This is a genomic window from Paenibacillus sp. FSL R7-0331 (genome assembly GCF_000758645.1).
Lineage (GTDB): Bacteria > Bacillota > Bacilli > Paenibacillales > Paenibacillaceae > Paenibacillus_AQ > Paenibacillus_AQ camerounensis.
This window is the reverse complement of record NZ_CP009284.1, coordinates 2,161,749-2,184,639: the sequence shown is the minus strand read 5'-3', so window position 1 is coordinate 2,184,639 and position 22,891 is coordinate 2,161,749. Positions and strand designations below refer to the sequence as shown.

Here is a 22,891-nt window from a genome sequence, read left to right as displayed (position 1 = left end):
ATTAAATTTCCGGTCTCCCCGGCCATTCATTCTGGCTTAGCCGCACTGACTACAAAGACTGGGTTAAGCCCCTCGAACCGGGTCATCCCAAGAATCGGCCTGCCCCGCGATGCCTGCAGCTGTGTAACCTCCGTCTTGAGTCCCGCCGCTGCCAGCGCCGTCATGCTCCCGTGCAGCGTCTCAATAGTGATCGCCGAAATGACGATAACGCCGCCCGGCCGCAGCCGCTCAGCCGCATGGGCTATAATATCTGCAAGCTCGCCGCCGCTGCCTCCGATGAATACAGCATCCGGGTCAGGAAGCTGCTCCAGCCCCTCCGGGGCCCTGCTGTGAACAATAGTATAGTCAGCACGGAATTCGCGCCGGTTTGCTTCCATATTCGGCAGGTTAACCGCTTCTTTTTCCACAGCATATACCTTACCGAGGCGGGCAATCCGCGCACATTCCGCAGCAACCGCCCCTGAGCCTGAGCCGACATCCCACACCACTGCATTCTCCGCCAGATTCAGCTCAGACAGCACCAGTGCGCGGACCTCACGCTTCGTGATCAGCCCTTTTTCCGGCTTGCGCTGGGCAAAGGCTTCATCCGGATAAGCAAAGCCGCGCCTGCGGCGGCCCCCGCTTCCCGGCTTTCTGCGCAGAATAACCACATTAAGCGCCGCAAACTCATGCCGGAACATGTCCTCAAGCTCCCAAAAGCTGCAGCGCTCATCCGGACCGCCCAGATGCTCGCAGACGAAGGCCTCATATTCCTTCATGCCGAAATCCAGCAGGTATGCAGCAATCCGCGCCGGGGTATTCACCTCATCCGTCAGCAGCGCAACCTTCGCCCTGCCGTCGATCCGCTGGGCCAGCCCCTGCACCGGACGCCCGTGCAGACTGATCAGCTCCGCATCCTGCCAGCTGTCACCCAGCCGGGCAAAAGCAAGCTGAACGCTGCTGTAATGCGGAATAACCTCCACCTGCTGCGGCCCGAACCGGCGTACCAGATAACCGGCAATGCCAAAAAACAGCGGGTCGCCCGAAGCCAGCACAACCGTCTTATGCTCCCGGTGCACTTGGTCCAGTCTTTCGGCAAAGCGTTCCAGCCCGCCCTGCAGAGTGATTGTTTTTCCTGTGAAGCGGGGGAAAAACGACAGCTGCCGCTCCCCGCCGCAGAGCACTCCGCATTCCTCGATGATGCGCAGACTCTGTGTTGTCAGTCCCCCGGCGCCGTCTTCCCCGATACCTATGACGCAGATAACATTATCCACGGATTTCCGCCCTTCCCAGCCTCCGGCCCTTCATCGTAATCAGTACCATTTCGGCCGTCATGCCCCCATCCACCTGCTTGAGGCATTGCAGACAGCCGTAACGGCACAGCAGCTCAAAAAACGTTTCATTTCCCGCTTCCGTCATCAAATCCACCACCTGTGAAGCGGTATTCGCACCGGCAATCTCCTGAACTGTCTGCTCATCCGCTCCCGCTTCAAGCGCAACGGCTGAAAGGAAAGCGAAATCCACCGGTGCATTTTTGGAGTGAATCAGCATTGCACCCTGTGCAACCTTGGAATATTTGCCGGCCATGCCCACAAGGGTCACCTTTTGAAAGCCGTAAGCCTTCGCATGGCCGAGCGAGAAGCCTACATACTCCCCCATCTGGATAAAAGCTTCCTCCGGCAGCTCCGGGAACATCGCTATCGCGAACTTTTCGCTGCTGCCGCCGGTGGTCAGGACCAGCTGGCGGTTCCCGGCAGCAGCGGCGACCGAAATTGCCTGGACGATGCTGGCCTGATAAGCCTCGGTCGAGAACGGGGTTACCACGCCACGTGTACCCAGGATGGAAATGCCGCCGAGGATGCCCAGGCGCGGATTGAGCGTCTTCATCGCTATAGCCTCGCCTTCCGGCACGCTGATGACTACCCGCAGCCCGCGCGCCGCGCCGTGCTCCTCAAGCAACTCCGAGACCGCTTCGCGGATCATCTTCCGCGGTACCGGGTTGATTGCGGCTTCGCCTACCGGGACAGGCAGCCCCGGCTTCGTTACCCGGCCGACGCCGAGCCCGCCGTCAATCTCCACACCGGGCTGGTCAAGCCAGCTGACCGCTGCTTCAATTCTGGCCCGGTGCGTCGCGTCAGGATCGTCTCCGGCGTCCTTTATTGTGGCGCAGACTGCTGTGCCGTCCGCGCCTTCGCTGCGCTGCCAGCCGGTCAGCTCAAAGCTGTGGCTGAAGCCGGCCGGCAGCAGAAGCTCCACACTTGCCAGCTCCTCGCCTGTGATAAGCAGGTGCGCTGCTCCCTTGGCTGCGGCTGCCGCGCAGGCGCCGGTGGTGTATCCCCGGCGCAGCGGACCCTGGCTCCCGGCAGCTTCCTTGCTCGCGGTCATCGCCGCTTAAGGGAGGCATCCGTCTCAGCTGCCCGGCGCACTGCCAGCAGGCTTAGCGCATTGACCGCTGCTACCACGATAGTGCTGCCGCCTTTACGACCGATATTCGTAATATAAGGAATATCCAGCTTGCGCAGCTCGTCCTTGGATTCAGCGGCAGATACGAAACCAACCGGCATGCCGATCACAAGTCCCGGCTTAGCCTCGCCTGCTTTGATCAGACGGATCAGCTCCAGCAGCGCAGTAGGTGCATTGCCGATGACGTAAATTCCGCCCGGAGCTTCCGCACAGGCTTTGCGTGTCGCCATAATCGCCCGGGTAAGCCCCAGCGCCCCTGCTGCCTCAACCACATCCGGATCGGAGATATGGACACGGACCTCTCCGCCGTAACGATGAAGCCGCTCTTTAGCAATTCCTGCCTCCACCATCCGCACATCAGCGATAACCGGCATTCCGTCTAGAATCGCCTTAATCCCCGCCTCAACAGCCTGCGGATGGAACACCAGGCTGCGCCCCAGCTCAAAATCAGCCGAAGCATGGATAATCCGCTGCACCACCGGATATTGCTCTGCAGTGAAGTCATGGCTGCCCAGCTCCTCTGTAATCATCTGAAAGCTAAGGCCTTCAATCTCCTGCGGCTGTACCGTCTGCGGCTTAAACTCTGTTCCGAAATCCACCGTTAACCCTCCCTTTAATTGACTGCCTGACGGCGCATCCGCCATCATCCACTGCCAGAGCAGCCTCCACCGCCTCTGCAAGCCCTGCAAAGGAGTGATAGACTCCCCCGTTACCGGTAAAATCAAGCTTGGGCCGCACAATAAGAATGACATATAGCCCCATATCCAGCGCAGCCCGCAGCTTTTCTTCCACTGAGCCCTCAGCTCCGCTCTCCTTGGTAATCATCACCTGTGTGCCGTATTGCCGGAACAACGCCTCGTTCATCTCCCGTGAAAAAGGCCCCTGCATAGCGATAACATTACGCTGCTCAATCCCCAGACTTAGGCATTTCTCCATATTGTCCAGGCAGGGCAGCAGCCTGACCGTCAGGCGGATCTCAGGATCACCCAGCAGCTGTCCTGCAAAAATCTCCAGTGTCTTGCCTCCGGTTGTCAGCATAACAGAGCCTTTAATCTTCTTCGCTGCAAGCGCCGCCTCCTCATAGGAATGCACAATGACAAGCCGCGGATGAGCGGCAAAGGAAAGTCCCGGACGCTCATAGCGGAAATACGGCAGCCCAAGCGCCGCCGCAGCCTGCATTGCATTGGCATGGGCTTCAAGCGCAAAAGGATGACTGGCATCCACTACCGCACGATAGCCCCGGTCCTGCAAAAGCAAGCCCATTCCCTCCCGGTCCAGCCGCCCGGTTATGGTGCTGATTCCGGCTGCGGTAAGCCGCTCCGCTGCGCTCTCCGTCACCACCGAAGCCGTCAGCGGAAGCCCCCGGCCCGCCAGCAGCACCGCCAGCTCCCGTGCATCGCCCGTACCGCACAGCATCAGAATCACCGCAGCTACAGCTCCTTCGGGCTGCCTGCTGCAGCTGTTTCTGCCGCTGCAGTTTCAGCGTGCTCCAAGTTGTCCGTGCTTCGCTGAGCAGACACATTGCCATGTTGGTGGCCGTGGTGATGACCGTGATGATTGTGTCCGGCTTCACCGTGGTGATGGCCGTGCGAATGCCCGTGATGGCTATGCCCTTCTTCTCCGTGGTGATGACCGTGCCCATCCTCACCGTGATGGTGGTGATGGTGATGCTCCGCAGCTTCGTCGCGGTATCTGCAGTTATCGCAATTGGCAAAGCTCCGGCCGTTCAGCACCTCATCAATCCGGCCGTTCAGCATTTCTGCCAGCAGCGGATGAGTGCCGATATAACCGCCCAGCTCTACCTCTATTTCAGGATGGGCTGCGGCAAAGGCAGTGACGCGATCTGTAAACTGCTGCATCAGCACGCCTGTGAACAGCAGGTACGGCTGCACAATGATTTTACGTGCGCCCAGCGCCAGGCAACGCTCCAGCCCTTCATCCAGCGAAGGCCTGGTAATAGCGATGAAGCAGCTTTCCACACTTTTATATGCCGTCTTTTCCCACAGCAGCCTGCACAGCTTATAGAAATCACTGTTGGCATCAGGGTCACTCCCCCCGCGGCCCATCATAAGCACGACAGAGTCCTCCGCCGGGACCGGAGCACCCGGGACTTTATTCTCCAGGGCTGCCGGTACGGCCTCCTTAATCCGGTCCAGCACAATATCCGCCGCCCGCTCCTGCACGCCAACCGGACGTCCGTATACAAATTCCACTCCCGGATATTTCTTTTTGGCGCGGTCGATCGCCATCGGGATGTCAAGCTTGGAATGACCGGCTGCAAATAAAATAATCGGCACTACATATACTGCCTTTGCTCCGCCGGCTACACAGCGTTCGATGCCTTCGGCTATTGAAGGTGATGCCAGCTCAATAAAGCAGGTTTCAATGTTCAGCTCAGGCCGGCTTGCCGCAAGCCGGGCAGTAAAGCCGAGCAATTCCTCATTGCCGGCTTCAACCCGGCTTCCGTGGCCCACAAGCAGTATGGTTTTTTTGTCCGCGCTGCTGTCCACATTACTGCCGGTTATGCCACCGCACCCGTTCGGGCTCTCGCTAGAACCGGCCGCAAGTGACCATGGCTCCGCCGCCGTGCGCAGCCGCTCATGCGGCTTCAGTGCCTGTATCTGCGCACCAAGATCGTACTTGCGTTCATAGCCGCGCGGCGTGACCATCAGACCGTCATAGACCGTAGTTGCCGAGTTGCCGATAATAACCGTTGAGAGCATACCGATTTCCTCCATAGGCATCGCCTGCAGCGTTGTTACAATGATTTGCTGACGGTCCCGGTAGGCATTCTTGACGATACCGACTGGAGTGGAAGGATCGCGGTATCGGAGCAAAATGCCGCGTGCTTCCTCAATCTGCTGCGTCCGCCGGCCGCTGCGCGGATTGTAGAAGGCGATAACGAAATCTGCCGCTGCTGCCGCTTCAACACGTGCAGCAATGCTGTCCCATGGCGTCAGATGGTCACTAAGGCTGATGGTGCAGGAGTCGTGCATCACCGGCGCGCCCAGCAGTGAAGCACAGGACTGAATTGCCGATATTCCAGGAATCACCTCGACTTCCACACCGCTATGACGATTCCAGCCGTGCTCGATCAACACCTCAAAGACAAGTCCGGCCATTCCATATACTCCGGCGTCCCCGCTGGAGATTACGGCAATGGTCTGGCCCGCTTCTGCCCGGCGCACCGCCTCCTGCGCACGGCTGACCTCCTCAGTCATTCCGGTGCCGACAATCTCCTGATGAGTGAGCAGCGGCTTGATCAGCTCCACATAAGTGTTGTAGCCGATTACAGCCTCACTCTCTTCGATCGCAGCCAGGGCTCGCCCGGTAATCTGCTCCAGGGCACCGGGGCCGAAGCCGATAATCAGCAGTTTCCCTTGTTTCTCCATCCCAATCTCCCCGTTCTAAAATGTATTAGTGATGCCGCGCTGCGTTCAGCTGCCAAGCAGCCGGGCCAGCGCAGTCTTGAAATCAGCGGCGTTCCTCGGGGCCTGCTGCCCCATTGTCAGCTGTCCGGGCAGGCTGTACCACAGCTCTGCCAGCAGCGGCAGACCCAGGCCGGCATCCCGCAGAACAGTATGGCCGGCAAAGATCTCCTCCGGTGTTCCTGCCGCCCGGCAGCTGCCCCGGTCCAGTACAATGATCCAGTCAGCCCAGCGGTAAGCCAGGTTCATATCATGCGTCGCCATTACAATTGTTGCCCCGGCTGCATGAATGCTCTCCAGCCCCGAGAGCAGCTGCGCTTCAGACTGCGGGTCCAGGTAGGACGTCGGCTCATCTAGCAGGATCAGCTCCGGCTCCATTGCCAGCACACCCGCAAGCGCCGTGCGCTTTTTCTGGCCCAGGCTAAGCTGATGAACCGGCTTGTCTTTGATCTCCCCCAGATTCAGCAGTTCAAGCACCTTGCCGCAGCGCCGCAGGATCTCTGGCTCTTCCATTCCGTTTCCGCGCAGACCGAAGGAAATATCGTCCTGCGGCGTACTCAGAATCAGCTGCTGCTCCGGGTCCTGGAACACAAGGCCGGCCCTGCGCCGCAGGTCCGCCAGCTCTTTCCGGTTATACCCGAGCTGTCTGCCCGATACCATAATGCTGCCCTGCTGCGGGCGCAGAACGCCGACAGCCTGCAGCAGCAGAGTCGATTTGCCCGAGCCGTTGTGCCCCAGCACTGCTGTCCGGCTGCCCTTCGGCACCGCACAGCTCAGTCCCTGCAGCGCCGGCTCCAACGTGTCCGGATACCGGAACACAACTCCGTCAAAGGCCAGACTGTACTCCATGTCGGATCTATTCTCCTTATTTCCGGGTTAAACCGGCCGAATTACCCTTAATACCTGACGATCCACCACTGCGCAAGCAGCAGCAGGACGATCCCCGCATAAGCCTGGATCGTGTATCTGCGCGGAACCGGCCGCGGCTGATAAGGCGGCAGAACAATATCCCCTGTGTATCCGCGGGTCATCAGCCCCTGCGACAGCCCGTGGTAGCGGTGCATGGTTCCGGCAAACAGTACGCCTGCCATCGCTGCCGTCTCACCCAGCTTATCCCTGAAGCCCCTTTTCCCGCCGCGCAGCCTCCGGGCCAGCAGCATGCCATGTGCGGTATCGCTGAGTATAAACAGAAACCGGTACATAATCAGCATCAGCTCCAGCACAATTTGCGGCATCCGCAGCCTGCGGAGCACCTGCAGCAGCTCACTGAAGGGTATTGTTAAAATGATGAACAGGAAACAGCTAAGGCAAGCCGTCACCCTTACCAGCAGAAACCCTGCACGCTCCAGGCCTGCGGCCGTAACATACAGGGGCAGAGCCGGAAGCTCATATATCCCCGCACCTGCGGCGGCAGGATGACCGAGCTCCAGCAGCAGCGCAGGCATGCCCAGAACATAGAACAGCAGCGCCGTGCCGGACAACAGCCCGTAAGCACGCAGCGGAATTCTGGCATAAGCTGTACACCATACCATCATCCAGACGGCAATGACAGCCTGGAGCACCGGATGCAGCGCATAGGACAGGATGAACATCACTGCGGCAAACAGGCTTTTCCACATGGGGGATATTGCACGCAGCGCATTGCTGCCGGATAAGACATCAATTCTTCTGATCATTCAGCTTCTGCTTATCCTGCTTGCCCCGCAGCAGCCCGATGGTATATCCGATCACTCCGGCTCCAATCGCTGCCTGCAGCGCAAACAGCATGCTTTCCGTTTCACCGGGCAGCTCGGTCAGCGGCTTGAACCAGGGCTCATACGCGGGATCTATCTCGGTGATTACACCTTCCGCAGCATCATCGGCTCCGCCGAACTCCCCGTTAACAAACAGCAGCGGCAGCACTACCAGCAGCACGACTGCGAGCAGCATCAGACCATTTTTCCACATAGCTTTCATTACAGGCTTCCCCCCTTGGCTTGCCGCTTGAGCAGTGACAGCTCATTCGGACTATAGGACTTCAGCCAGTTCCACAGCAGCACTGTCAGCAGTCCTTCACTTACCGCAAGCGGAATCTGGGTAACGGCAAAAATCCCGCCGAATTTCACAAGTGAACCCAGCACACCGCCGTCCGCCGATGGAAAAGCAACAGCCAGCTGAAATGAAGTCACCATATAGGTCATCAGATCCGCTACCGCTGCGGCACAGAATACAGCCAGCTTTTCACGGTCACCGGATTTCATAATCAGCCTGTACACCGCATACCCGGCAAACGGTCCGGCTACCGCCATTGAAAAAGCATTTGCCCCAAGGGTCGTTATCCCGCCGTGCGCCAGCAGCAGCGCCTGGAACAGCAGCACTACCGAGCCGACCACACTCATCGGCAGCGGCCCCAGTATAATTGCACCCAGCCCGGTTCCTGTCGGATGGGAGCTGCTTCCGGTGACGGAAGGCATTTTGAGCGCTGACAGTACGAAGGTAAAAGCTCCGGACAAACCGAGCAGCAGCTTCAGCTCAGGATTGTCCCTGGTCATACTTTTCAATTTGACAATGCCCAGAATAAAGAACGGGATAAATGCCGCCCACCAGAAAATCGCCCAGCCGACCGGCAAAAATCCTTCCATAATATGCATCGCTGCAGCCGTTCCCGGTTCATTCAGCAGAAAAAAGACCGTAAAGCCGGCAACCAGTGCCGCAAAACCCCAAGCTCCGCGTTTCTTCATTTCTTTTCCTCCTAAGCATTCATGATTGGTGCAGCAGAAAGCCAAAAAACTCCCGCCCTTCATGGGGCGGGAGTGATATGTACGTCATCAGGCATGCAAAGGAGGCCGGTCTGACTGCTGCATCGCCGGAACGTTCCCCGAAAACTCAGCGGCAGCTTGTGCCTTCAATTACATGAACCTATTCGTACACCGCTCCTATCCGCGTAGAGTCGTGGTGTGCGCTTGCAAGGTAGGTCTCCTGGCTCGAAATACTAACGCCCTGCTCCGTCTTCCCCGGAGAAGATCCGAGTGACATACTGGAGCATGACTCTTTCTTACAGTGGCGGGACCGCTCGGGAGTTGCACCCGATTCCCTGTTACCCCTTGCTGCTGCAAGGGCACCTTGTTCGCTTCTTATATAGTCGTGTACATTATATTAAGCCTCAGCCCAACTTGTCTGTGATAAAAGTGAAGCTTCCGCTTTCCGGGATTTCGCTTGTATTAATTCCTTTTAACTAATATAATTATTAATTAATTAATATGTATCGGAGGTTCATTATGAAACTAGATCTTACTGAAGAATCTCTGCCGGTCTATGAAGCTTTATCCAGCTCCGTAAGGCTGCATATGCTGCGGCTGCTGGCGGTTCAGCCGATGAATGTCAAGGAGCTGGCCGGAGCGGTTAAGCTCAGCAGTGCCATTATGACCATGCATGTGCGCAAGCTGGAGGCCGCCGGACTGATCAGCACCCATATGGCTCCAGGCAAAAGCGGACTGCAGAAGATTTGCTCGCTGGCCGCAGAGCGGGCAGAAATCACTTTTCCGGCACCGGATAAAGCAGAGCGCAAGGCCCACCGCAAAGAAATTCCTGTCGGGCATTACTCAGACTTCCAGATTGAGCCGACCTGCGGGCTAGCCACTACTGCCCAGGTAATCGGCAGCTTCGACGACCCCCGCTATTTCTGGGATATGGAGCGGATGAACGCCGGTATCCTCTGGTTCGGCAAGGGCTTTGTCGAATACAAAATCCCTAATTTCCTCTTATCCAGCCAGCAGCCGGATGAGCTTATCATTACAATGGAGATTGCCTCCGAAGCGCCGTCGATCAATAACAACTGGCCGTCGGATATTACCTTTACCCTGAACGGCAAGGTGCTCGGGTTCTGGACAAGCCCCGGTGATTACGGTGACAGCCGCGGCAAGTATACTCCTGCCTGGTGGCCGGCACTGACCAACCAGTACGGGCTGCTGAAGCAGCTGCGCATCACGCCGAAGGGAACGTTCATGGACGGCCTGAAGCTCTCCGACGTCACACTGGACCAGGTCGGCATCCGTGACAAGCAATGGACCTTCCGGCTCTCCGTCGAGGAGAACGCCGAGCACATCGGCGGACTCACCCTGTTCGGCAAAGGCTTTGGTAATTACAACGATGATCTGGTCGTCGAGCTGTTCTATACAGACGGTACCGCTCCGGCGGAGCAGGCGGAGTAACAGGGCTAACCGTTGCTGTCCATCGGCACCCGGACCGGCAGCACACACAAAAGCGGCAGTTATGGAGGTTTCCCAATCCATGACTGCCGCTTTTGTGTGTATAATGCAGGTTGCCGGCCCGCTTGTTTCAATGATTACCCTGGCCTGCCCGGATGGCTTATTCCTCCGCAGGCATTGGCTGCCATAGCCCGCCTCCCGGCAACGGGCAGCCGCGCGCTTTGAGCCGCGCGACTACCGGAATGATGCAGCCGCAGGCTGTGCAGGTAACGCCGTCCTGCAGCTTGGGGCATGCCGAGCAGAGGGCATAACGGGCAGCATATATCTCCTCCGGAGCAGTATTGTCCGGATTAAACATGGAGGAAGCCAGAATCCGGGCGATCTGCGCCTCCGTCACCTTGTATTCATCCCGGCAGCCCTTGCAGGCGGAAGCAGTACTCATAACTGAATCCCCGCCTTAAGCCTTCTGCTTGATAGCCAGCACCGTAACCGACATTGGAGGAAGCTCCAGGCTGAGAATACCCTTGTCCAGCTGGAAAGAAGTAAATGGCTGCGGAGCCACGGCTTCCGGTTCAGCAAAGGTATTGTGGGCATCGATTGCTGCCGCAGCCAGCGTAGTGCCTGTAACCTCAATGTTATCACCGGCCAGTCCGCGCAGCTCCAGCGGCAGCTTAGCTGCTGCAGCGTGGTTCAGGTTGCAGAGGCTGACATGAATGACGCCCTCCGCATCAATGGAAGCAGAAGCCGATACCTCAGGAATTTCACGGCCTTCGAAGCTGTAAGTACCGCTCTCCACTGCCAGATCCAGCAGCTGTGCATCCTGATGCACCTTGTACATGTTGAACACATGATACGTAGGGGTCAGAACCATTTTCTCGCCTTCGGTAAGAATGACAGCCTGCAGCACGTTGATCGTCTGGGCGATGTTCGCCATCCGTACCCGGTCACTGTGCTTGTGGAAAATATTCAGCGTCAGTCCGGCAACCAGCGCATCACGGACCGAGTTCTGCTGATACAGGAAGCCCGGATTCGTTCCCGGCTCTACATCATACCAGGTACCCCACTCATCAACGATCAGGCCGACACGCTTCTCCGGATCGTATTTATCCATAATGACACTGTGGCGGGTAACCAGCTCATCCATGCGCAGCGCTGCTTCCAGTGTGGAGAACCACTCCTTGGCTTCAAAGCCGGTAGCTGCACCCTTATTATTCCACTCACCTGTGGGAATGGTGTAGTAATGCAGAGTCAGCGAATCCATGAACCGGGTTGCCTCACGCATGAGCACTTCCGTCCAGTTATAGTCATCCACATTGGCGCCGCAGGCAATCCGGTGAATCTTATTGTCACCGTAGTTGCGCACATAAGTCTGGTAACGGCGGTACAGATCGGCATAATATTCAGGACGCATGTTACCGCCGCAGCCCCAGTTCTCATTCCCCACGCCAAAATAGGATACGCTCCAAGGCTCCTCACGGCCGTTCTCCTTGCGCAGCTCTGCCATCGGGGACACGCCGTTAAAGGTTAAGTATTCCACCCACTCGGACATTTCCTGAACGGTGCCGCTGCCCACATTGCCGTTGATGTAAGGCTCACACTCCAGCATCGCGCACAGCTCCATAAATTCATGGGTACCAAAATGGTTGTTCTCCACTGTGCCGCCCCAGTGTGTATTGATCATCCGTTTGCGGCCTTCGCGCGGACCAATGCCGTCCTTCCAGTGATACTCGTCGGCAAAACAGCCTCCCGGCCAGCGGAGCACCGGAATTTTAATTTCTTTAAGCGCTTCCACAACATCGTTGCGGATACCCTTCGTGTTGGGAATCGGCGAGTCCTCTCCTACCCAGATCCCTTCGTAAATACAGCGTCCCAGATGCTCGGAAAAATGCCCGTAAATATTGCGGTTAATCGTGTTCTTGCGGATGTCTGCATTCAGTACTGCACGCTGAGCCATGATAAAGCCACCTCTCAATAGTTAATATATTTATTAATTATTAAACTCATATATTAATATTATAAACATCCCCCGTTACCTACGTCAATCTTTATATCCAGCGCTGTGTTGTCCTGGCTGATATCGGAATGCTATTATAGCAGTGGCAGCTAACACCAAATAAAACAGACATGGAGAATATGATGATTAGACCCATTTGTAAAGATATGATTATCTTAAGCCAGAAGTCTGCTCCGGCAACCAGGGAGGATCTTCAGGTGCTGGATGACCTCCTGGACACGCTGCGGGCAAATGCCGACCGGTGTGTCGGCTTGGCGGCTAACATGATCGGTGTAAATAAGCGCATCATAGCCTTTAGCATCGGGCCGGTACACGCAGGTATGATTAATCCGGTCATCACCAAACGTAACGGTCCCTATGAAACAGAGGAAGGCTGTCTTTCACTGGAAGGCGTCCGGCCTGCTACACGTTATCAGTCCATTGAAGTAACGTTTTTAGACCGTAATTTCAAGCAGCAGAAGCAGGTCTTTAGCGATTTCACAGCCCAGATTATCCAGCATGAGGTCGATCACTGCGACGGCATTATCATTTGATTGCGGTATAATATCGGACTGCTCAGGTTCATTTTCTCGGACATCCGTTCAGCAAAAAGCACCTTCAGACCGGAAACGGCCCAAAAGGTGCTTTTTGTTACTATGGAATGGAACACGGGCTCCGGAAAACCTTCTCCCGCCCGGCATCCCCTCCTCTGCGGTTAACCTAAATCCCCCAGCTCGATCTGTACGATCCCGCGTTCATCACGGACCTCGGCGATGCCGCCGATCAGATGCATGAGGCTGCCGAACTCCAGCTCTTGGAATTTGCGGGCCGCCGTGTCGCGCTGCAGCTCCCACAGGCATTCTGCCAAAGTACAGACCACCGGCACATCACAGCGGATTTCCGCCAGCTCACGCGACAGATGCAGCATGTCCAGATCGGCTTCGATTTTGGAGCGGACCCCTTTCGGGAGAGCCTCCAGGTTCTCAATAACACCTTCTACGGTGCCGTATTCAAGCAGCAGCTTAAGAGCTGTTTTTTCGCCGATACCTTTGACCCCGGGATAATTGTCGCTCGTATCGCCCATGAAGCCCTTGAGGTCAATGACCTGTCTTGGCGTAAGGCCTTTTTCCTCAAGCAGCTCAGCCGGATCATACACTTTATAGTTGGAACGGCCTTTTTTCATAATAATAACCTTGACGTTGTCCGTAACCAGCTGCAGCATATCATGATCACCGGTGAGAATGTAGACCTCGGACTCCCCGCCGTAGCAGGCAGCCAGTGTACCGATGCAGTCATCCGCCTCATAGCCGGCCAGCCCGATATTGGGAACGCCAAGCTCCGCAACCACTTCTTTTACCAGATCAAACTGCGGAATCAGCTCAAGCGGCGCTTCAATCCGGTTCGACTTGTAGCCGTCATACTTCTCCGTACGGAAGGTCCCCTTGCCCATATCCCAGCAGCAGACCACATGGGAAGGCTCGAACGTGCTCACTGCATCGAAAAAATACTGCAAAAATCCGTACACCGCATTGGTCGGAAGCCCGGCCTTGGTTTTGCGGATATATCCTCCATAAGAGGTCGCATAAAAGGCCCGGAACAGCAGAGCCATTCCATCGACGATCATTACCCGGCCCGTTGTTTCTGAACTCATGTGTAACCTCTCCTTATTGTCCGTTTAATTAGTCTGAATTACTGCTAACGATACTCTAATGCTGTTATTCGGCGCTGCTCCAGGCATCTGCATATTGCTCTTCTTTGTAGCCTACAGTAACCTTCTTGCCGTCAGTAACAACGGGACGCTTAATCAGCATTCCATGACCTGCGAGCAGCTCAAGCTGCTCATCCTCACTGAGGCCGGCCAGCTTGTCCTTGAGGCCCAGCTCCTTATACACTTCACCGCTGGTATTAAAAAACTTCTTCAGCGGCAGGCCGCTGTCTGCCACAAGCACACGAAGCTCCTCCACTGTTGGAGGCTGCTCGGCAATATGCTGGAGCTCAAGCTCATGCCCCTGCTCCTTCAGCCATTTCACTGCACTGCGGCAGGTGCTGCATTTTGGGTATTGATAGACTTTTAAGTGACTCATGACTAGCTCCTTCGGTAACTGTTATGTCCGGGACTGGATTGTTCCTCATAAACCGATCCGCCCCTCTTAAACGAAATTTAGTTGGAAAATCGCCAGCTAATTCTTCAAAAATCCACGCTCTGTAGAAATTAGTTGGAGATATGTTACTTAAAACCGGCGCTATCACTATAAATGGCTCTTGAAAATCAACCTAATCCAGCCTCTGTTGAGTGATGGTACGTTATCCGGCTATACGACATACGCGACGTGTACCAGCTCCAAGCCTACTCGCCTCCGGCATCCTGCCGCAGCTTCTGCTCCAGCAACGCCATATCCGGCGGCAGCGGCGCCTCAAAAACCAGCCCGTCCAGTCCGACCGGATGCTGGAATGACAGCCGCACCGCATGCAGCGCCTGGCGCGGAATCGCCGCATCCAGCCCGGCAATGCCCGCGAGCTGCTTCTCTTCCTCTGCCGTCAGCTCCTGCGCGGCAAGCAGCTGGGGTTCAGCCGGTTCAAGAACAGCGGCCGGCAGCACCGCAGCTTCTGCCTTACCGCCTGCGGTACCCGCAGCGCCTTCAAGCGGCTCCCCGCCCGGCCCCCGCCCGTACAGCGGGTGCCGGTACATCCCGTCGCCAATCAGCGGGCAGCCGATCGAGCTCATATGCACCCGGATCTGGTGGGTGCGGCCGGTCTCCAGCTTCAGCTCGACCCGCGCGGCGCGGTCTCCGTAGACCTCCTTGACCTCGTAACGGGTCAAGGAAGGATAACCGTCCGGCGTCACAATCCGCCGGTGCGGCTCTGCCGGGTCACGGTCAATGGGACCGTCGATATCACCGGCAGGCGAAGCGGGCACTCCGTGTACAAAAGCAGCATAACGCTTGTCCACCGTGCCGGCGATCATCTGCTCGGAGATATGCTGGTGGCTGTACGGGTTCTTGGCGATCACCAGCACGCCGGAGGTCTCCTGATCCAGCCGGTGAACCGGCCGGAAGCGGTACTTCTCCCCTTTTGCCGCCCAATAGTGGACGACTCCGTTAGCCAGTGTATCCGTGTAATGCCCGTGTGTCGGGTGTACAATAATCCCTGCGGCTTTGTTGACTACCAGCAGGTGCTCGTCTTCATAAAGAATGTCAAAGGGGATATCCTGCGGCAGAATGTCCTCCGAGGTCTCCTGCTCCATCCGGATCTCCACCCGGTCACCAGCAGCTACCTTTACACTGATGTAGACGCGTTCCCCGTTCAGCATAATGCCCTGCTCAGTCATTTTGAGCCGGGACAGCAGCTTGCGGGAGACATCCATCCGCTTCTGCAGAATGGTTTTGAGCAGCCAGCCGTCCTCGGACGGCGGCACAATATAGGTTAACGGCGGGTAGTAGCTGCTCATTTTAGTTACGGAACACCTTTTTGCTGCGCACATACTCCACATCAGCAATCCCCAGCCTTGTATTTGCTGCCCGTGCAAGTGCAAAGAAATAGTCTGACAGCCGGTTCAGATAGATAACCGCCTCCGGATTTATATCTGCGCTGCGCCCGAGCGTAACCGCGCGCCGCTCCGCCCGCCGGCAGACCGTCCGGCAGACATGCAGCACCGAGGACAGCTGGCTGCCTCCCGGCAGGATGAACCGCTCGAGCACCGGATTCTCTGCCTGCAGCTGGTCGATCCAGCCCTCCAGACGGACAGCCATCTCGCTTTTAACCTTATACTTATTCTCACTCAGCTTCACAAAAGCCAGATCCGAGCCGCAGTCAAACAGCTCATGCTGAACCTCCAGCAGCTGCTCCCGCACATCGGCGAAGCGTTCATCCTCCATCAGGCTGCGGGCCTGCCCTACAAAACAGTTCAGCTCATCTATCGTTCCATAGGCTTCTACACGGACATCATCCTTGCCTACCCGGCCGCCGATCACTGAAGTCTCTCCTCTATCCCCCGTACGTGTATAAATTGCCATAGCAATCTTCCTCCCCCTCAGCACAATCAATCACATAATTATAGTGTAATCGCATCTGTGCAGATTAGGCAAATAAAGCGCGGCATTTCTGCCATGTAAATAACTGCCTCAGCCAGCAGCGGAGAGATGTCGTGCTTCTGGTGCTGCTTTTCACCGGGGCCAATCTTAATCACTATTACAGGACCTGGTCTTCTTTGAGAAAATCAATCATCTCCCGGTGCACACGCTCCGGCTGCTCATGGTTAACGCCGTGACCCGAGCCCTGAATAATGGAGTAACGGAAATGCCCGCGGTCCAGTACGCTTGTGAAGTCCTTCTTCCGGTCCAGCCTGTAATCCCCCAGCAGAAAATACAGCTTCTCTCTTACAGCCTCCGCCCGGTCCTGATCATACAATTGCGGCTTATGTATAAACATCGCCTGCTGATTGTGATTCTTCATAAGAAGCACCACATGCTCAGCTACTTCGGGATGTCTTTCCCGCAGCCGGGATTCCGGCGAGCTGAGCTTGTTAAATACCTTTAGCAGATTGTTGCGGGTAGGCATAAGGATCTCCGGGAACATCATCAGGAGCGTTTGGATCATGCTTTTTAACGGTGCAGTGACCATCCCGCCTTCCATACAGACAGCCTTCAGCACCCTTTCCGGCTTATTGACTGTATAGTTAAAAGCCATATATGCCCCGTTTGACACGCCTGCAGCATAAAACTGCTCCACTCCAAGCCCGTCAGCCACGCAGCTGATCCAGTCCACCTGATTAAAGGCCTTTTTATGGAAGCTTGTGCTTGGCATACTTTTACCGGGGCCGCCCAGTGTATCGACCGCTATGCAGTAAAAATGCCGGGATAGCTCCTTCATGTTCAGCAGCCACATCACCGCCGAATTGTCACCCACACCGTGTAACAGCAGCAGCGGGGGCAAAGCGGTGTCACCGGCAGTTATACAATGCGTTGTCCCGTATGGTGTATCCACGTCCAGCTCCTTAAACGCTACATCCCACCGTCCCAAAAGCTCATTATACGATTGCAGCACCTGTTTTTTACCGGCCTCGCTTTTGAATACCTTGACCATGCTCCAATCCGCCCTCCGGTTAAATTAGCCTAACGATCCTTCTTCATAAAACGCAGCACCAGGTCTACAGAAGGAAAAGAATGCTGCTCCGCAGTCTGCAGTCTGGCAATTCCCAGACCCTGTACAAAAGAGAAGTAACCGATGGCCAGCTCCAGCGGATCACCCTCTACAATATCCTTGTCCCGCTGGCCTTCCACAATCAGTGGAACCAGATGTTCAAAGGGTTCGCGGATTTTTTCTTTCGCAATACGCTTTGCTTCCTCCGGAATGGCTTCCGAGGTTGCTGTCTGGAGCTGAATCAGCCGCCAGTGCTGCATCGCCAGACTGTCTGGTGCCAGAAATGCTTCCGTCAGCCAGCCGATTCGCTCCCATGCCTTCCCCTCCAGCCCAGCCGCGAAGCGGACTGATAATCCTGCTCCGGTTGAAGCCAGCTCCACAATTCTGGTAAAAATCTCTTCCTTGGATTTAAAATACATGTACACATAGCCCTGGCTAAACCCGGCGCTGGCAGCAATATCCTTGATTTTGGTGCCGGCAAAGCCTTTCCTGGAAAATACCTCGACGGCATGGAGGATAATCTGCCTGCCGGCCCGGTCCGGCAGCAGCTGCTCAAACGTTTCAATAAAGTGCTGCTCCAGTTGCTTGCTCTGAATACTCATCGCTACCTCCTAGAAATGAATGATCGTTCATTCATATTCCATTATAAGTAAATTTATAGATATTAACAGCAATTATTTAAGCAGAACAAATCCACACGAAGGGTGGATCTATATATAGAGTACTTAAGAACCTAATTTGCTGACTTCTAGCAGCTGCTTAACTTTAATTTGGTCTTACCCACTTAAGGAGTTCATTGTTCTTGGCAGCTGGCAGCTGTATTGAAATAGCGGATATAGGCACATACCCTGGCCTAATGTATACGAAAAACCGAATACAATAGGCCACTAAGAGGGCAAACTAGCCAAATGTATGCGAAAAAACGAATACATTCTGCCACCATAAGGGTAAACTGGCCAAATGTATGCGAAAAAACGAATACAATGTGGGGGTTGGTACCAGGTCGTTTCTTCCATGTCTCCTGATTCTTCACGTCCACCCCTCCTTTATTTTTCATCGGAGTTATCCACATTTTTTGCATTGTATAATTTCCTATACAATAAAAAAAGAGCCCGAAGGCTCTCTGTATAAGGGGAATCTCCACCTAAGCCAGGCTTAGTGGTATGCCCCCCTCATATATTCATTAATTTTGTGGTCCAGCAGGCAGCTGATCTCAATGACAAGCTCAGAGGTAAAGGATTTCTCCTGGACAAAAATCTGTTCCATTCTGCTGCGGAGAGCCAGAATCTCATCTTCAAGAGTCCGCTTGCGCGCGGCAGTATCGACAGCAGGATGTCCGGTCTGCAGATAGTATCCCCCACTGTAGGAAGGCAGGTAACAATCCCCCATAAGCATCAGTCGTCCCTCCTAATGAAATGGAATAGTAAAATAATACCATATACAAAAGAGAAGTGCTATTGCCCGCGTTACAGGTTCATTATTGCAGGCTGCCTTATTCCGTCCGCTCCCGTTCCAGCTGCTGGACAAAGGCGCCGATCCGCTCGATAGCCTCATTCAGCTGTGCTACGGATGTCGCATAGGAGCAGCGAAGATAGCCTTCGCCGCCGAGACCGAACACACTGCCCGGTACTGCCGCCACCTTGTACTCCATCAGCAGGCGCTGGGCAAACTGCTCGGAAGTAAGACCTGTACGCTGAATGCTTGGAAAAGCATAAAACGCTCCCTGCGGCTCATGGCAATCCAGTCCGGCATCGCGCAGCCCTTTGACGATCAGGCGGCGGCGCTGATTATAGGAGTCCGCCATCCGGTCTTTCTCTTCCATCCCGTTAGTGAGCGCCTCCAGTGCAGCCACCTGGCCCATGGACGGTGCACACATCACGGTATACTGGTGGATCTTCAGCATCGCCGAGATGAGGTCGGGATGACCGCAGGCATAGCCCATCCGCCATCCGGTCATCGCAAAGGCTTTGGAGAAGCCGCTGACCAGAATCGTCCGGTCCATCATGCCGGGCAGCGACGGGAAGCTCACATGATTGCTGCCGTAGGTCAGCTCCGCATAGATTTCATCGGAGATTACGATCAGATCATGCTTCTCAACCACCTTGGCAATCGGCTCCCAGTCCTCACGGGTCATGATCGCCCCTGTCGGATTGCTCGGATAACATAGGATCAGAATCTTGGAGCGCGGTGTAATCTTGGCTTCCAGATCTGCAGCTGTCAGTTTGAAGTTATTCTCACCGAACGTTTCAATTCCGACCGGAATCCCCCCGCCGATGGATGTAATCGGTGAATAGGAGATATAACATGGCTCAGGGATAAGGATTTCGTCCCCGGGCGAGATTAAGGCGCGCAGCGCCAGATCAATGGCTTCACTGCCGCCCACTGTTGCAATAATCTCGTTAGCAGGATTATAGGTGACTGCAAACCGGGAATGCAGGTAATTCGCAATGCCTTCCCGCAGCTCAGGCATCCCCGCGTTAGAGGTATAGCCGGTAAAGCCTCTTTCCAGCGAATAGACGCAGGCTTCCCTGACATGCCAGGGTGTCTTGAAGTCGGGCTCGCCGACCCCCAGCGAGATAACGTCTTTGCTGCCTGCAGCCAGATCAAAAAACTTGCGGATGCCTGACGGCTGGATCTGCTGAACCAGCGGAGCCAGATAGGAATTCATGGATTTGCCTGATTCTCCGGTCTGCTTCTGATTATTCGTGATCATATGATTACTTCCTTTACGGAGATATCAGCAGACGGTTGTCCTCTTCATGCTCTTCAAAGATGATACCGTCCTGTTTGTATTTTTTGAGCGTAAAGTTGGTTTTGGTTGAAAGTACGGAGTCAATCGGCGAAAGCTTCTCGGATACGAAATTGGCAACCTCGCGGAGATTGCGTCCTTCTACCTCAACAAGCAAATCATAGGCACCTGACATCAGATAAACGGATTTCACCTGCGGATACAGGTAGATACGCTCGGCTATGCCTTCAAAGCCGCGTCCGCGCTCCGGCGTAATCTGCACCTCAATCAGCGCAGTTACCCGCTCGTCGTCCACCTTATCCCAGTTCACGACCGTCGCATATTTTACAATAACATGGTCTTTTTCCATTTGCTCAATCGCTGTCTTGATATCTTCTTCTTCCGCTCCGAGGAGGGTCGCCATCAGCGCCGCAGAGCTTCGGGCGTCCTCCTTGAGCAGTTCCAGCACTTTCCGTTTTAATTCGTCCATTTCCTTCATGCCTTCCCCCCGGATAGTTCGCCTGCCGCCTTGCGTCTTCAGCGCGGCACCAGCGAAAAGAGTTTAATACTAATATGACATGAAAATGTCCCTTCTGCAAACAAAATAACCCCGCATAAGCCCGGCCGCCGGATGTACAGCTTATTCACCTTCGGGCTCCGCCGTTATCCGCAGCAGTAAAAACAGCCCGTTCTGCCGGAATTCCCGGTGTGAACGGACTGTTTACAGCTCTCAGAGGCAGCAGCACGTGCTGTGCTTCATCACCTGCTGGGCAGGTTTACATATAGTATGGGTTATGATTTTGCACATTCGGCTGATGCACCGGTATGCCTGCCGCCTGATTGTATGCGCCCGCCCCGCCTGTTTTCTGCTGGACGAACTGCTGGCACTTGGCCTGTGTCTGATGTGCGGTCTGGATCTGCTTGTCCACATCCTGCCGCAGCGCTTTTCCCGGCGGAGTGTACATATTCATCTGCGACATCCGGGTATACAGCTCACCCTGCAGGCGCAGCGTATCCATTGTCAGATCATTGAAGACCCTGCGGACAGTCTGGCAATTCGATTCGGTCGCAGCGGTCGTATATTCACGCACCGTGCGCTTCAAATCGGCCAGAACGGTATTAAGCAAATCCTCGTCTGCCATAAAGGCTGTTCCGTTTTGTGCGTACACTAGCATTACCTCCTGATTATTGTTATAGACTAAGGTCAAGTAATGAAGTCAAATTGCATTATTGCGGCTGCGCCGGCGCGTATTGCTGGTGCTGCTGCAGCAGCTGAATCAGCGAATCCATATGCTGGGTATGGCTCTGGATATGCTGTACGCAAATCTGCTGGACCGTCTGATTCTGGGTTGTACCTGCGGTTGCAGCAAGCTGCTTAATGAGCAGATCTTCATTGGAGATGGAGTCAGCGATGTATTCGAGTTCTTTGCCGCTTAGCGCCTGCATTTGGGTTGAGTGCATTCTGTAATTCCCTCCTTCTTGATGTACAAGCAGTCCTTATTATGCCGCTGCTGCTTTGGTTTATGTGGTTACTGCGAACTGTACCTGCCAGAATAAAATGGTCCTAATTCCTATGCATCAGCACAGGCAGGGCTGGCAATACTACCCTATCGGAATCTCACTAAGGAGAGATATGCATGAGACTTAACAGCGGACAGCTTCCTTGGGAAGCGACCTTACCTAATCCCCCGGTGTATAAGACACTCGATGGAGATATAACCTGTGACTGCCTGATCGTCGGCGGAGGCATGGGCGGTGCCATGACTGCCTACCGCCTGTCGCTAAGCGGGGCTTCAACCGTCCTGATTGATAAAAGAGCGGTCGCCAGCGGCAGCTCCCATGCCAACACCGGCCTGCTGCAAATCGCAAATGATAAATCACTGACCGCCTGTATCAACACATTCGGCGAAGCTAACGGTGTATTGTTCTATAAGCTATGCCAGCAGGCCCTTGGAAAAATTCTCGAGCTGCCGTCTCTGCTGGATATTGATCCGCAGATTATTCCGCGCAGCAGCCTGCTCTATGCCAGTACGCCGGAGGATGTTCCGATGCTCCGCCAGGAGCACGAGACGCTGACCGCACACGGATTTGATTCGGAGTTCTGGGATACAGACAAAATCGGGGCCCATTACTCCTTTTCCAAGCCGGCCGCACTGTACTCCAGGGGTGATGCAGAGACCAATCCGTTCCGTACAGTACACAGCCTGATTGATAAGGCACATTCCGGCGGAGTAAGAATTTATGAGCATACCAGAGCCCGGCATTACGAATACAGCGCTGACGGTGTTATCTGTTACACCGACCATGGCCGGATCTTTGCCAAGAACGTAATTTTTGCAATGGGCTATGAGACCCAGGAGATGAAGAAGGACCGGGGCGCCGAGCTGATCAATACCTATGCCATCAAAACCCGTCCTTTGGCCAGTATGCCCAAATGGCATGAGCAGAGCCTGCTCTGGGAGACAGCGCGGCCTTACCTGTACTTCCGCACCACTCCTGACGGATGTATCATTGCCGGCGGCAAAGATGAACAGCTGACTGGTCCCGACCGGCGTGATGTTCGTGTGTTATCCCAATGCCAGCTGCTGTTGAAGGAGGTCGAAGCCCTGTTTCCGGAGATCAATGGAGTCGAAGCTGAATTCAGCTGGGGAGCTGTATTCGGCTCCACCCGGGACGGGCTGCCGTACATGGGGCCGCATCCTGAATATCCGCACTGCTACTTCATTGAAGGGTACGGCGGCAACGGCACTGTCTACAGCATGATTGCAGCTGATCTGCTGGCTGATACGCTTGCCGGACGCAGCCGCCCGGAGCTTGAGCTGTTCTCGCTTACAAGGAGCGCTAAGCCGTCGCCTGCCCCTGCCGTACAACCGACATAACAAGCAGCAGCCCCGGCTCATGTGAGCCGGGGCTGCTGCTTGTTGTTTGGTGAATCTATGTCTGACGCACCGCATGAATGACTGCGGCTCAGTGA

The 22,891-nt window shown here is 55.3% G+C and carries 25 protein-coding genes and 1 riboswitch; of the genes, 3 read left to right on the top strand and 22 right to left on the bottom strand.

Annotated elements, in window-relative coordinates; genetic code table 11:
- Positions 1 to 26: 26 nt before the first annotated feature.
- The 9 genes from R70331_RS08960 to R70331_RS08920 are packed head-to-tail and all read right to left on the bottom strand — an operon-like array spanning position 27 to position 8,590.
- Positions 27 to 1,253: a bifunctional cobalt-precorrin-7 (C(5))-methyltransferase/cobalt-precorrin-6B (C(15))-methyltransferase gene (locus R70331_RS08960; protein ID WP_042174719.1), complete on the bottom strand. Its 1,227-nt coding sequence runs from the start codon at positions 1,251 to 1,253 to the stop codon at positions 27 to 29.
- Positions 1,246 to 2,364, bottom strand: a complete 1,119-nt coding sequence (locus R70331_RS08955; RefSeq protein ID WP_042174716.1) for a cobalt-precorrin-5B (C(1))-methyltransferase — start codon at positions 2,362 to 2,364, stop codon at positions 1,246 to 1,248. The genes R70331_RS08960 and R70331_RS08955 overlap by 8 nt, the downstream gene beginning before the upstream one ends.
- Complete coding sequence (locus R70331_RS08950) at positions 2,361 to 3,041, bottom strand: precorrin-8X methylmutase (RefSeq protein WP_042174714.1); 681 nt, start codon at positions 3,039 to 3,041, stop codon at positions 2,361 to 2,363. Before R70331_RS08950 ends, R70331_RS08955 begins: the two co-directional genes overlap by 4 nt.
- Positions 3,019 to 3,867, bottom strand: coding sequence for a precorrin-6A reductase (gene cobK / locus R70331_RS08945; RefSeq protein WP_081947549.1), 849 nt, complete (start codon positions 3,865 to 3,867; stop codon positions 3,019 to 3,021). The genes R70331_RS08950 and cobK overlap by 23 nt, the downstream gene beginning before the upstream one ends.
- Positions 3,868 to 3,872: 5 nt before the next feature.
- Positions 3,873 to 5,834 (bottom strand): precorrin-3B C(17)-methyltransferase, encoded by a 1,962-nt coding sequence (gene cobJ / locus R70331_RS31015; protein ID WP_081947548.1) that lies wholly within the window; start codon positions 5,832 to 5,834, stop codon positions 3,873 to 3,875.
- A 45-nt stretch (positions 5,835 to 5,879) separates the two neighbouring features.
- Positions 5,880 to 6,719, bottom strand: coding sequence for an energy-coupling factor ABC transporter ATP-binding protein (locus R70331_RS08935; RefSeq protein WP_042174712.1), 840 nt, complete (start codon positions 6,717 to 6,719; stop codon positions 5,880 to 5,882).
- Between the two features lie 47 nt (positions 6,720 to 6,766).
- The gene (gene cbiQ / locus R70331_RS08930; protein ID WP_042174710.1) at positions 6,767 to 7,546 is read right to left on the bottom strand and encodes a cobalt ECF transporter T component CbiQ; all 780 of its coding nucleotides are present in this window, start codon (positions 7,544 to 7,546) and stop codon (positions 6,767 to 6,769) included.
- Positions 7,530 to 7,826, bottom strand: coding sequence for an energy-coupling factor ABC transporter substrate-binding protein (locus R70331_RS08925; RefSeq protein ID WP_042174708.1), 297 nt, complete (start codon positions 7,824 to 7,826; stop codon positions 7,530 to 7,532). Before R70331_RS08925 ends, cbiQ begins: the two co-directional genes overlap by 17 nt.
- The gene (locus R70331_RS08920) at positions 7,826 to 8,590 is read right to left on the bottom strand and encodes an energy-coupling factor ABC transporter permease (RefSeq protein WP_042174706.1); all 765 of its coding nucleotides are present in this window, start codon (positions 8,588 to 8,590) and stop codon (positions 7,826 to 7,828) included. Before R70331_RS08920 ends, R70331_RS08925 begins: the two co-directional genes overlap by 1 nt.
- Before the next feature lie 211 nt (positions 8,591 to 8,801).
- Positions 8,802 to 8,990: riboswitch (cobalamin riboswitch) on the bottom strand.
- Between the two features lie 137 nt (positions 8,991 to 9,127).
- Here R70331_RS08920 and R70331_RS08915 point away from each other — a divergent pair.
- Complete coding sequence (locus tag R70331_RS08915; RefSeq protein ID WP_042174704.1) at positions 9,128 to 10,060, top strand: ArsR/SmtB family transcription factor; 933 nt, start codon at positions 9,128 to 9,130, stop codon at positions 10,058 to 10,060.
- A 157-nt stretch (positions 10,061 to 10,217) separates the two neighbouring features.
- Here R70331_RS08915 and R70331_RS08910 read toward each other — a convergent pair whose 3' ends face one another.
- Together R70331_RS08910 and R70331_RS08905 are read right to left on the bottom strand one after the other, a co-directional pair.
- Positions 10,218 to 10,499, bottom strand: coding sequence for a hypothetical protein (locus R70331_RS08910; RefSeq protein WP_042174702.1), 282 nt, complete (start codon positions 10,497 to 10,499; stop codon positions 10,218 to 10,220).
- 15 nt (positions 10,500 to 10,514) lie between these two features.
- Positions 10,515 to 12,011 carry an alpha-N-arabinofuranosidase gene (locus R70331_RS08905; RefSeq protein ID WP_042174700.1) on the bottom strand — a complete coding sequence of 499 codons (1,497 nt, stop codon included), beginning with the start codon at positions 12,009 to 12,011 and terminating at the stop codon, positions 10,515 to 10,517.
- A gap of 179 nt (positions 12,012 to 12,190) precedes the next feature.
- Here R70331_RS08905 and R70331_RS08900 point away from each other — a divergent pair, with 179 nt between their 5' ends.
- Positions 12,191 to 12,604, top strand: coding sequence for a peptide deformylase (locus R70331_RS08900; protein WP_231576431.1), 414 nt, complete (start codon positions 12,191 to 12,193; stop codon positions 12,602 to 12,604).
- 161 nt (positions 12,605 to 12,765) lie between these two features.
- On the opposite strand, the gene R70331_RS08895 is transcribed toward R70331_RS08900, so the two are convergent.
- From R70331_RS08895 to R70331_RS08840, 11 genes are all read right to left on the bottom strand, one after another.
- Positions 12,766 to 13,701: a 5'-3' exonuclease gene (locus R70331_RS08895; RefSeq protein WP_042174696.1), complete on the bottom strand. Its 936-nt coding sequence runs from the start codon at positions 13,699 to 13,701 to the stop codon at positions 12,766 to 12,768.
- A 64-nt stretch (positions 13,702 to 13,765) separates the two neighbouring features.
- Positions 13,766 to 14,134 carry an arsenate reductase family protein gene (locus tag R70331_RS08890; RefSeq protein WP_042174694.1) on the bottom strand — a complete coding sequence of 123 codons (369 nt, stop codon included), beginning with the start codon at positions 14,132 to 14,134 and terminating at the stop codon, positions 13,766 to 13,768.
- 263 nt (positions 14,135 to 14,397) lie between these two features.
- A complete protein-coding gene (locus R70331_RS08885; protein WP_042174692.1) occupies positions 14,398 to 15,498 on the bottom strand; it encodes an RluA family pseudouridine synthase in 1,101 nt (366 codons plus the stop codon).
- A 1-nt stretch (position 15,499) separates the two neighbouring features.
- Entirely contained in the window at positions 15,500 to 16,063 is a 564-nt protein-coding gene (locus R70331_RS08880) for a cob(I)yrinic acid a,c-diamide adenosyltransferase (protein WP_042174691.1), read from the bottom strand.
- A gap of 175 nt (positions 16,064 to 16,238) precedes the next feature.
- Positions 16,239 to 17,132, bottom strand: a complete 894-nt coding sequence (locus R70331_RS08875) for an alpha/beta fold hydrolase (protein WP_042174689.1) — start codon at positions 17,130 to 17,132, stop codon at positions 16,239 to 16,241.
- Positions 17,133 to 17,161: 29 nt separating this feature from the next.
- Positions 17,162 to 17,791, bottom strand: a complete 630-nt coding sequence (locus R70331_RS08870) for a TetR/AcrR family transcriptional regulator (RefSeq protein ID WP_052418985.1) — start codon at positions 17,789 to 17,791, stop codon at positions 17,162 to 17,164.
- A gap of 553 nt (positions 17,792 to 18,344) precedes the next feature.
- Positions 18,345 to 18,584, bottom strand: coding sequence for an aspartyl-phosphate phosphatase Spo0E family protein (locus R70331_RS08860; RefSeq protein ID WP_081947547.1), 240 nt, complete (start codon positions 18,582 to 18,584; stop codon positions 18,345 to 18,347).
- Positions 18,585 to 18,681: 97 nt separating this feature from the next.
- Complete coding sequence (locus R70331_RS08855) at positions 18,682 to 19,902, bottom strand: aminotransferase class I/II-fold pyridoxal phosphate-dependent enzyme (RefSeq protein WP_042174686.1); 1,221 nt, start codon at positions 19,900 to 19,902, stop codon at positions 18,682 to 18,684.
- Between the two features lie 13 nt (positions 19,903 to 19,915).
- Positions 19,916 to 20,416, bottom strand: a complete 501-nt coding sequence (locus R70331_RS08850) for an Lrp/AsnC family transcriptional regulator (protein ID WP_042174684.1) — start codon at positions 20,414 to 20,416, stop codon at positions 19,916 to 19,918.
- A gap of 277 nt (positions 20,417 to 20,693) precedes the next feature.
- Positions 20,694 to 21,086: a spore coat protein gene (locus R70331_RS08845; RefSeq protein ID WP_042174682.1), complete on the bottom strand. Its 393-nt coding sequence runs from the start codon at positions 21,084 to 21,086 to the stop codon at positions 20,694 to 20,696.
- Positions 21,087 to 21,144: 58 nt separating this feature from the next.
- Positions 21,145 to 21,378: a hypothetical protein gene (locus R70331_RS08840; RefSeq protein WP_042174680.1), complete on the bottom strand. Its 234-nt coding sequence runs from the start codon at positions 21,376 to 21,378 to the stop codon at positions 21,145 to 21,147.
- A gap of 176 nt (positions 21,379 to 21,554) precedes the next feature.
- On the opposite strand from R70331_RS08840, the gene R70331_RS08835 reads away from it, so the two are divergent.
- The gene (locus R70331_RS08835) at positions 21,555 to 22,796 is read left to right on the top strand and encodes an NAD(P)/FAD-dependent oxidoreductase (protein ID WP_042174678.1); all 1,242 of its coding nucleotides are present in this window, start codon (positions 21,555 to 21,557) and stop codon (positions 22,794 to 22,796) included.
- Positions 22,797 to 22,891 lie beyond the last annotated feature (95 nt).

Excerpts from the sequence above, each read along its gene's own strand:
- R70331_RS08890 (WP_042174694.1), bottom strand. The coding sequence starts at position 14,134 with ATGAGTCACTTAAAAGTCTATCAATACCCAAAATGCAGCACCTGCCGC.
- R70331_RS08870 (WP_052418985.1), bottom strand. The coding sequence starts at position 17,791 with ATGAGTATTCAGAGCAAGCAACTGGAGCAGCACTTTATTGAAACGTTT.
- R70331_RS08895 (WP_042174696.1), bottom strand. The coding sequence starts at position 13,701 with ATGAGTTCAGAAACAACGGGCCGGGTAATGATCGTCGATGGAATGGCT.
- R70331_RS08835 (WP_042174678.1), top strand. The coding sequence starts at position 21,555 with ATGAGACTTAACAGCGGACAGCTTCCTTGGGAAGCGACCTTACCTAAT.
- R70331_RS08915 (WP_042174704.1), top strand. The coding sequence starts at position 9,128 with ATGAAACTAGATCTTACTGAAGAATCTCTGCCGGTCTATGAAGCTTTA.
- cobJ (WP_081947548.1), bottom strand. The coding sequence starts at position 5,834 with ATGGAGAAACAAGGGAAACTGCTGATTATCGGCTTCGGCCCCGGTGCC.
- R70331_RS08860 (WP_081947547.1), bottom strand. The coding sequence starts at position 18,584 with ATGCTTATGGGGGATTGTTACCTGCCTTCCTACAGTGGGGGATACTAT.
- R70331_RS08955 (WP_042174716.1), bottom strand. The coding sequence starts at position 2,364 with ATGACCGCGAGCAAGGAAGCTGCCGGGAGCCAGGGTCCGCTGCGCCGG.
- R70331_RS08925 (WP_042174708.1), bottom strand. The coding sequence starts at position 7,826 with ATGAAAGCTATGTGGAAAAATGGTCTGATGCTGCTCGCAGTCGTGCTG.
- R70331_RS08905 (WP_042174700.1), bottom strand. The coding sequence starts at position 12,011 with ATGGCTCAGCGTGCAGTACTGAATGCAGACATCCGCAAGAACACGATT.
- R70331_RS08935 (WP_042174712.1), bottom strand. The coding sequence starts at position 6,719 with ATGGAGTACAGTCTGGCCTTTGACGGAGTTGTGTTCCGGTATCCGGAC.
- R70331_RS08850 (WP_042174684.1), bottom strand. The coding sequence starts at position 20,416 with ATGAAGGAAATGGACGAATTAAAACGGAAAGTGCTGGAACTGCTCAAG.
- R70331_RS08885 (WP_042174692.1), bottom strand. The coding sequence starts at position 15,498 with ATGAGCAGCTACTACCCGCCGTTAACCTATATTGTGCCGCCGTCCGAG.
- R70331_RS08880 (WP_042174691.1), bottom strand. The coding sequence starts at position 16,063 with ATGGCAATTTATACACGTACGGGGGATAGAGGAGAGACTTCAGTGATC.
- R70331_RS08855 (WP_042174686.1), bottom strand. The coding sequence starts at position 19,902 with ATGATCACGAATAATCAGAAGCAGACCGGAGAATCAGGCAAATCCATG.
- R70331_RS08840 (WP_042174680.1), bottom strand. The coding sequence starts at position 21,378 with ATGCACTCAACCCAAATGCAGGCGCTAAGCGGCAAAGAACTCGAATAC.
- R70331_RS08875 (WP_042174689.1), bottom strand. The coding sequence starts at position 17,132 with ATGGTCAAGGTATTCAAAAGCGAGGCCGGTAAAAAACAGGTGCTGCAA.
- R70331_RS08910 (WP_042174702.1), bottom strand. The coding sequence starts at position 10,499 with ATGAGTACTGCTTCCGCCTGCAAGGGCTGCCGGGATGAATACAAGGTG.
- R70331_RS08900 (WP_231576431.1), top strand. The coding sequence starts at position 12,191 with ATGATGATTAGACCCATTTGTAAAGATATGATTATCTTAAGCCAGAAG.
- R70331_RS08920 (WP_042174706.1), bottom strand. The coding sequence starts at position 8,590 with ATGAAGAAACGCGGAGCTTGGGGTTTTGCGGCACTGGTTGCCGGCTTT.
- cbiQ (WP_042174710.1), bottom strand. The coding sequence starts at position 7,546 with ATGATCAGAAGAATTGATGTCTTATCCGGCAGCAATGCGCTGCGTGCA.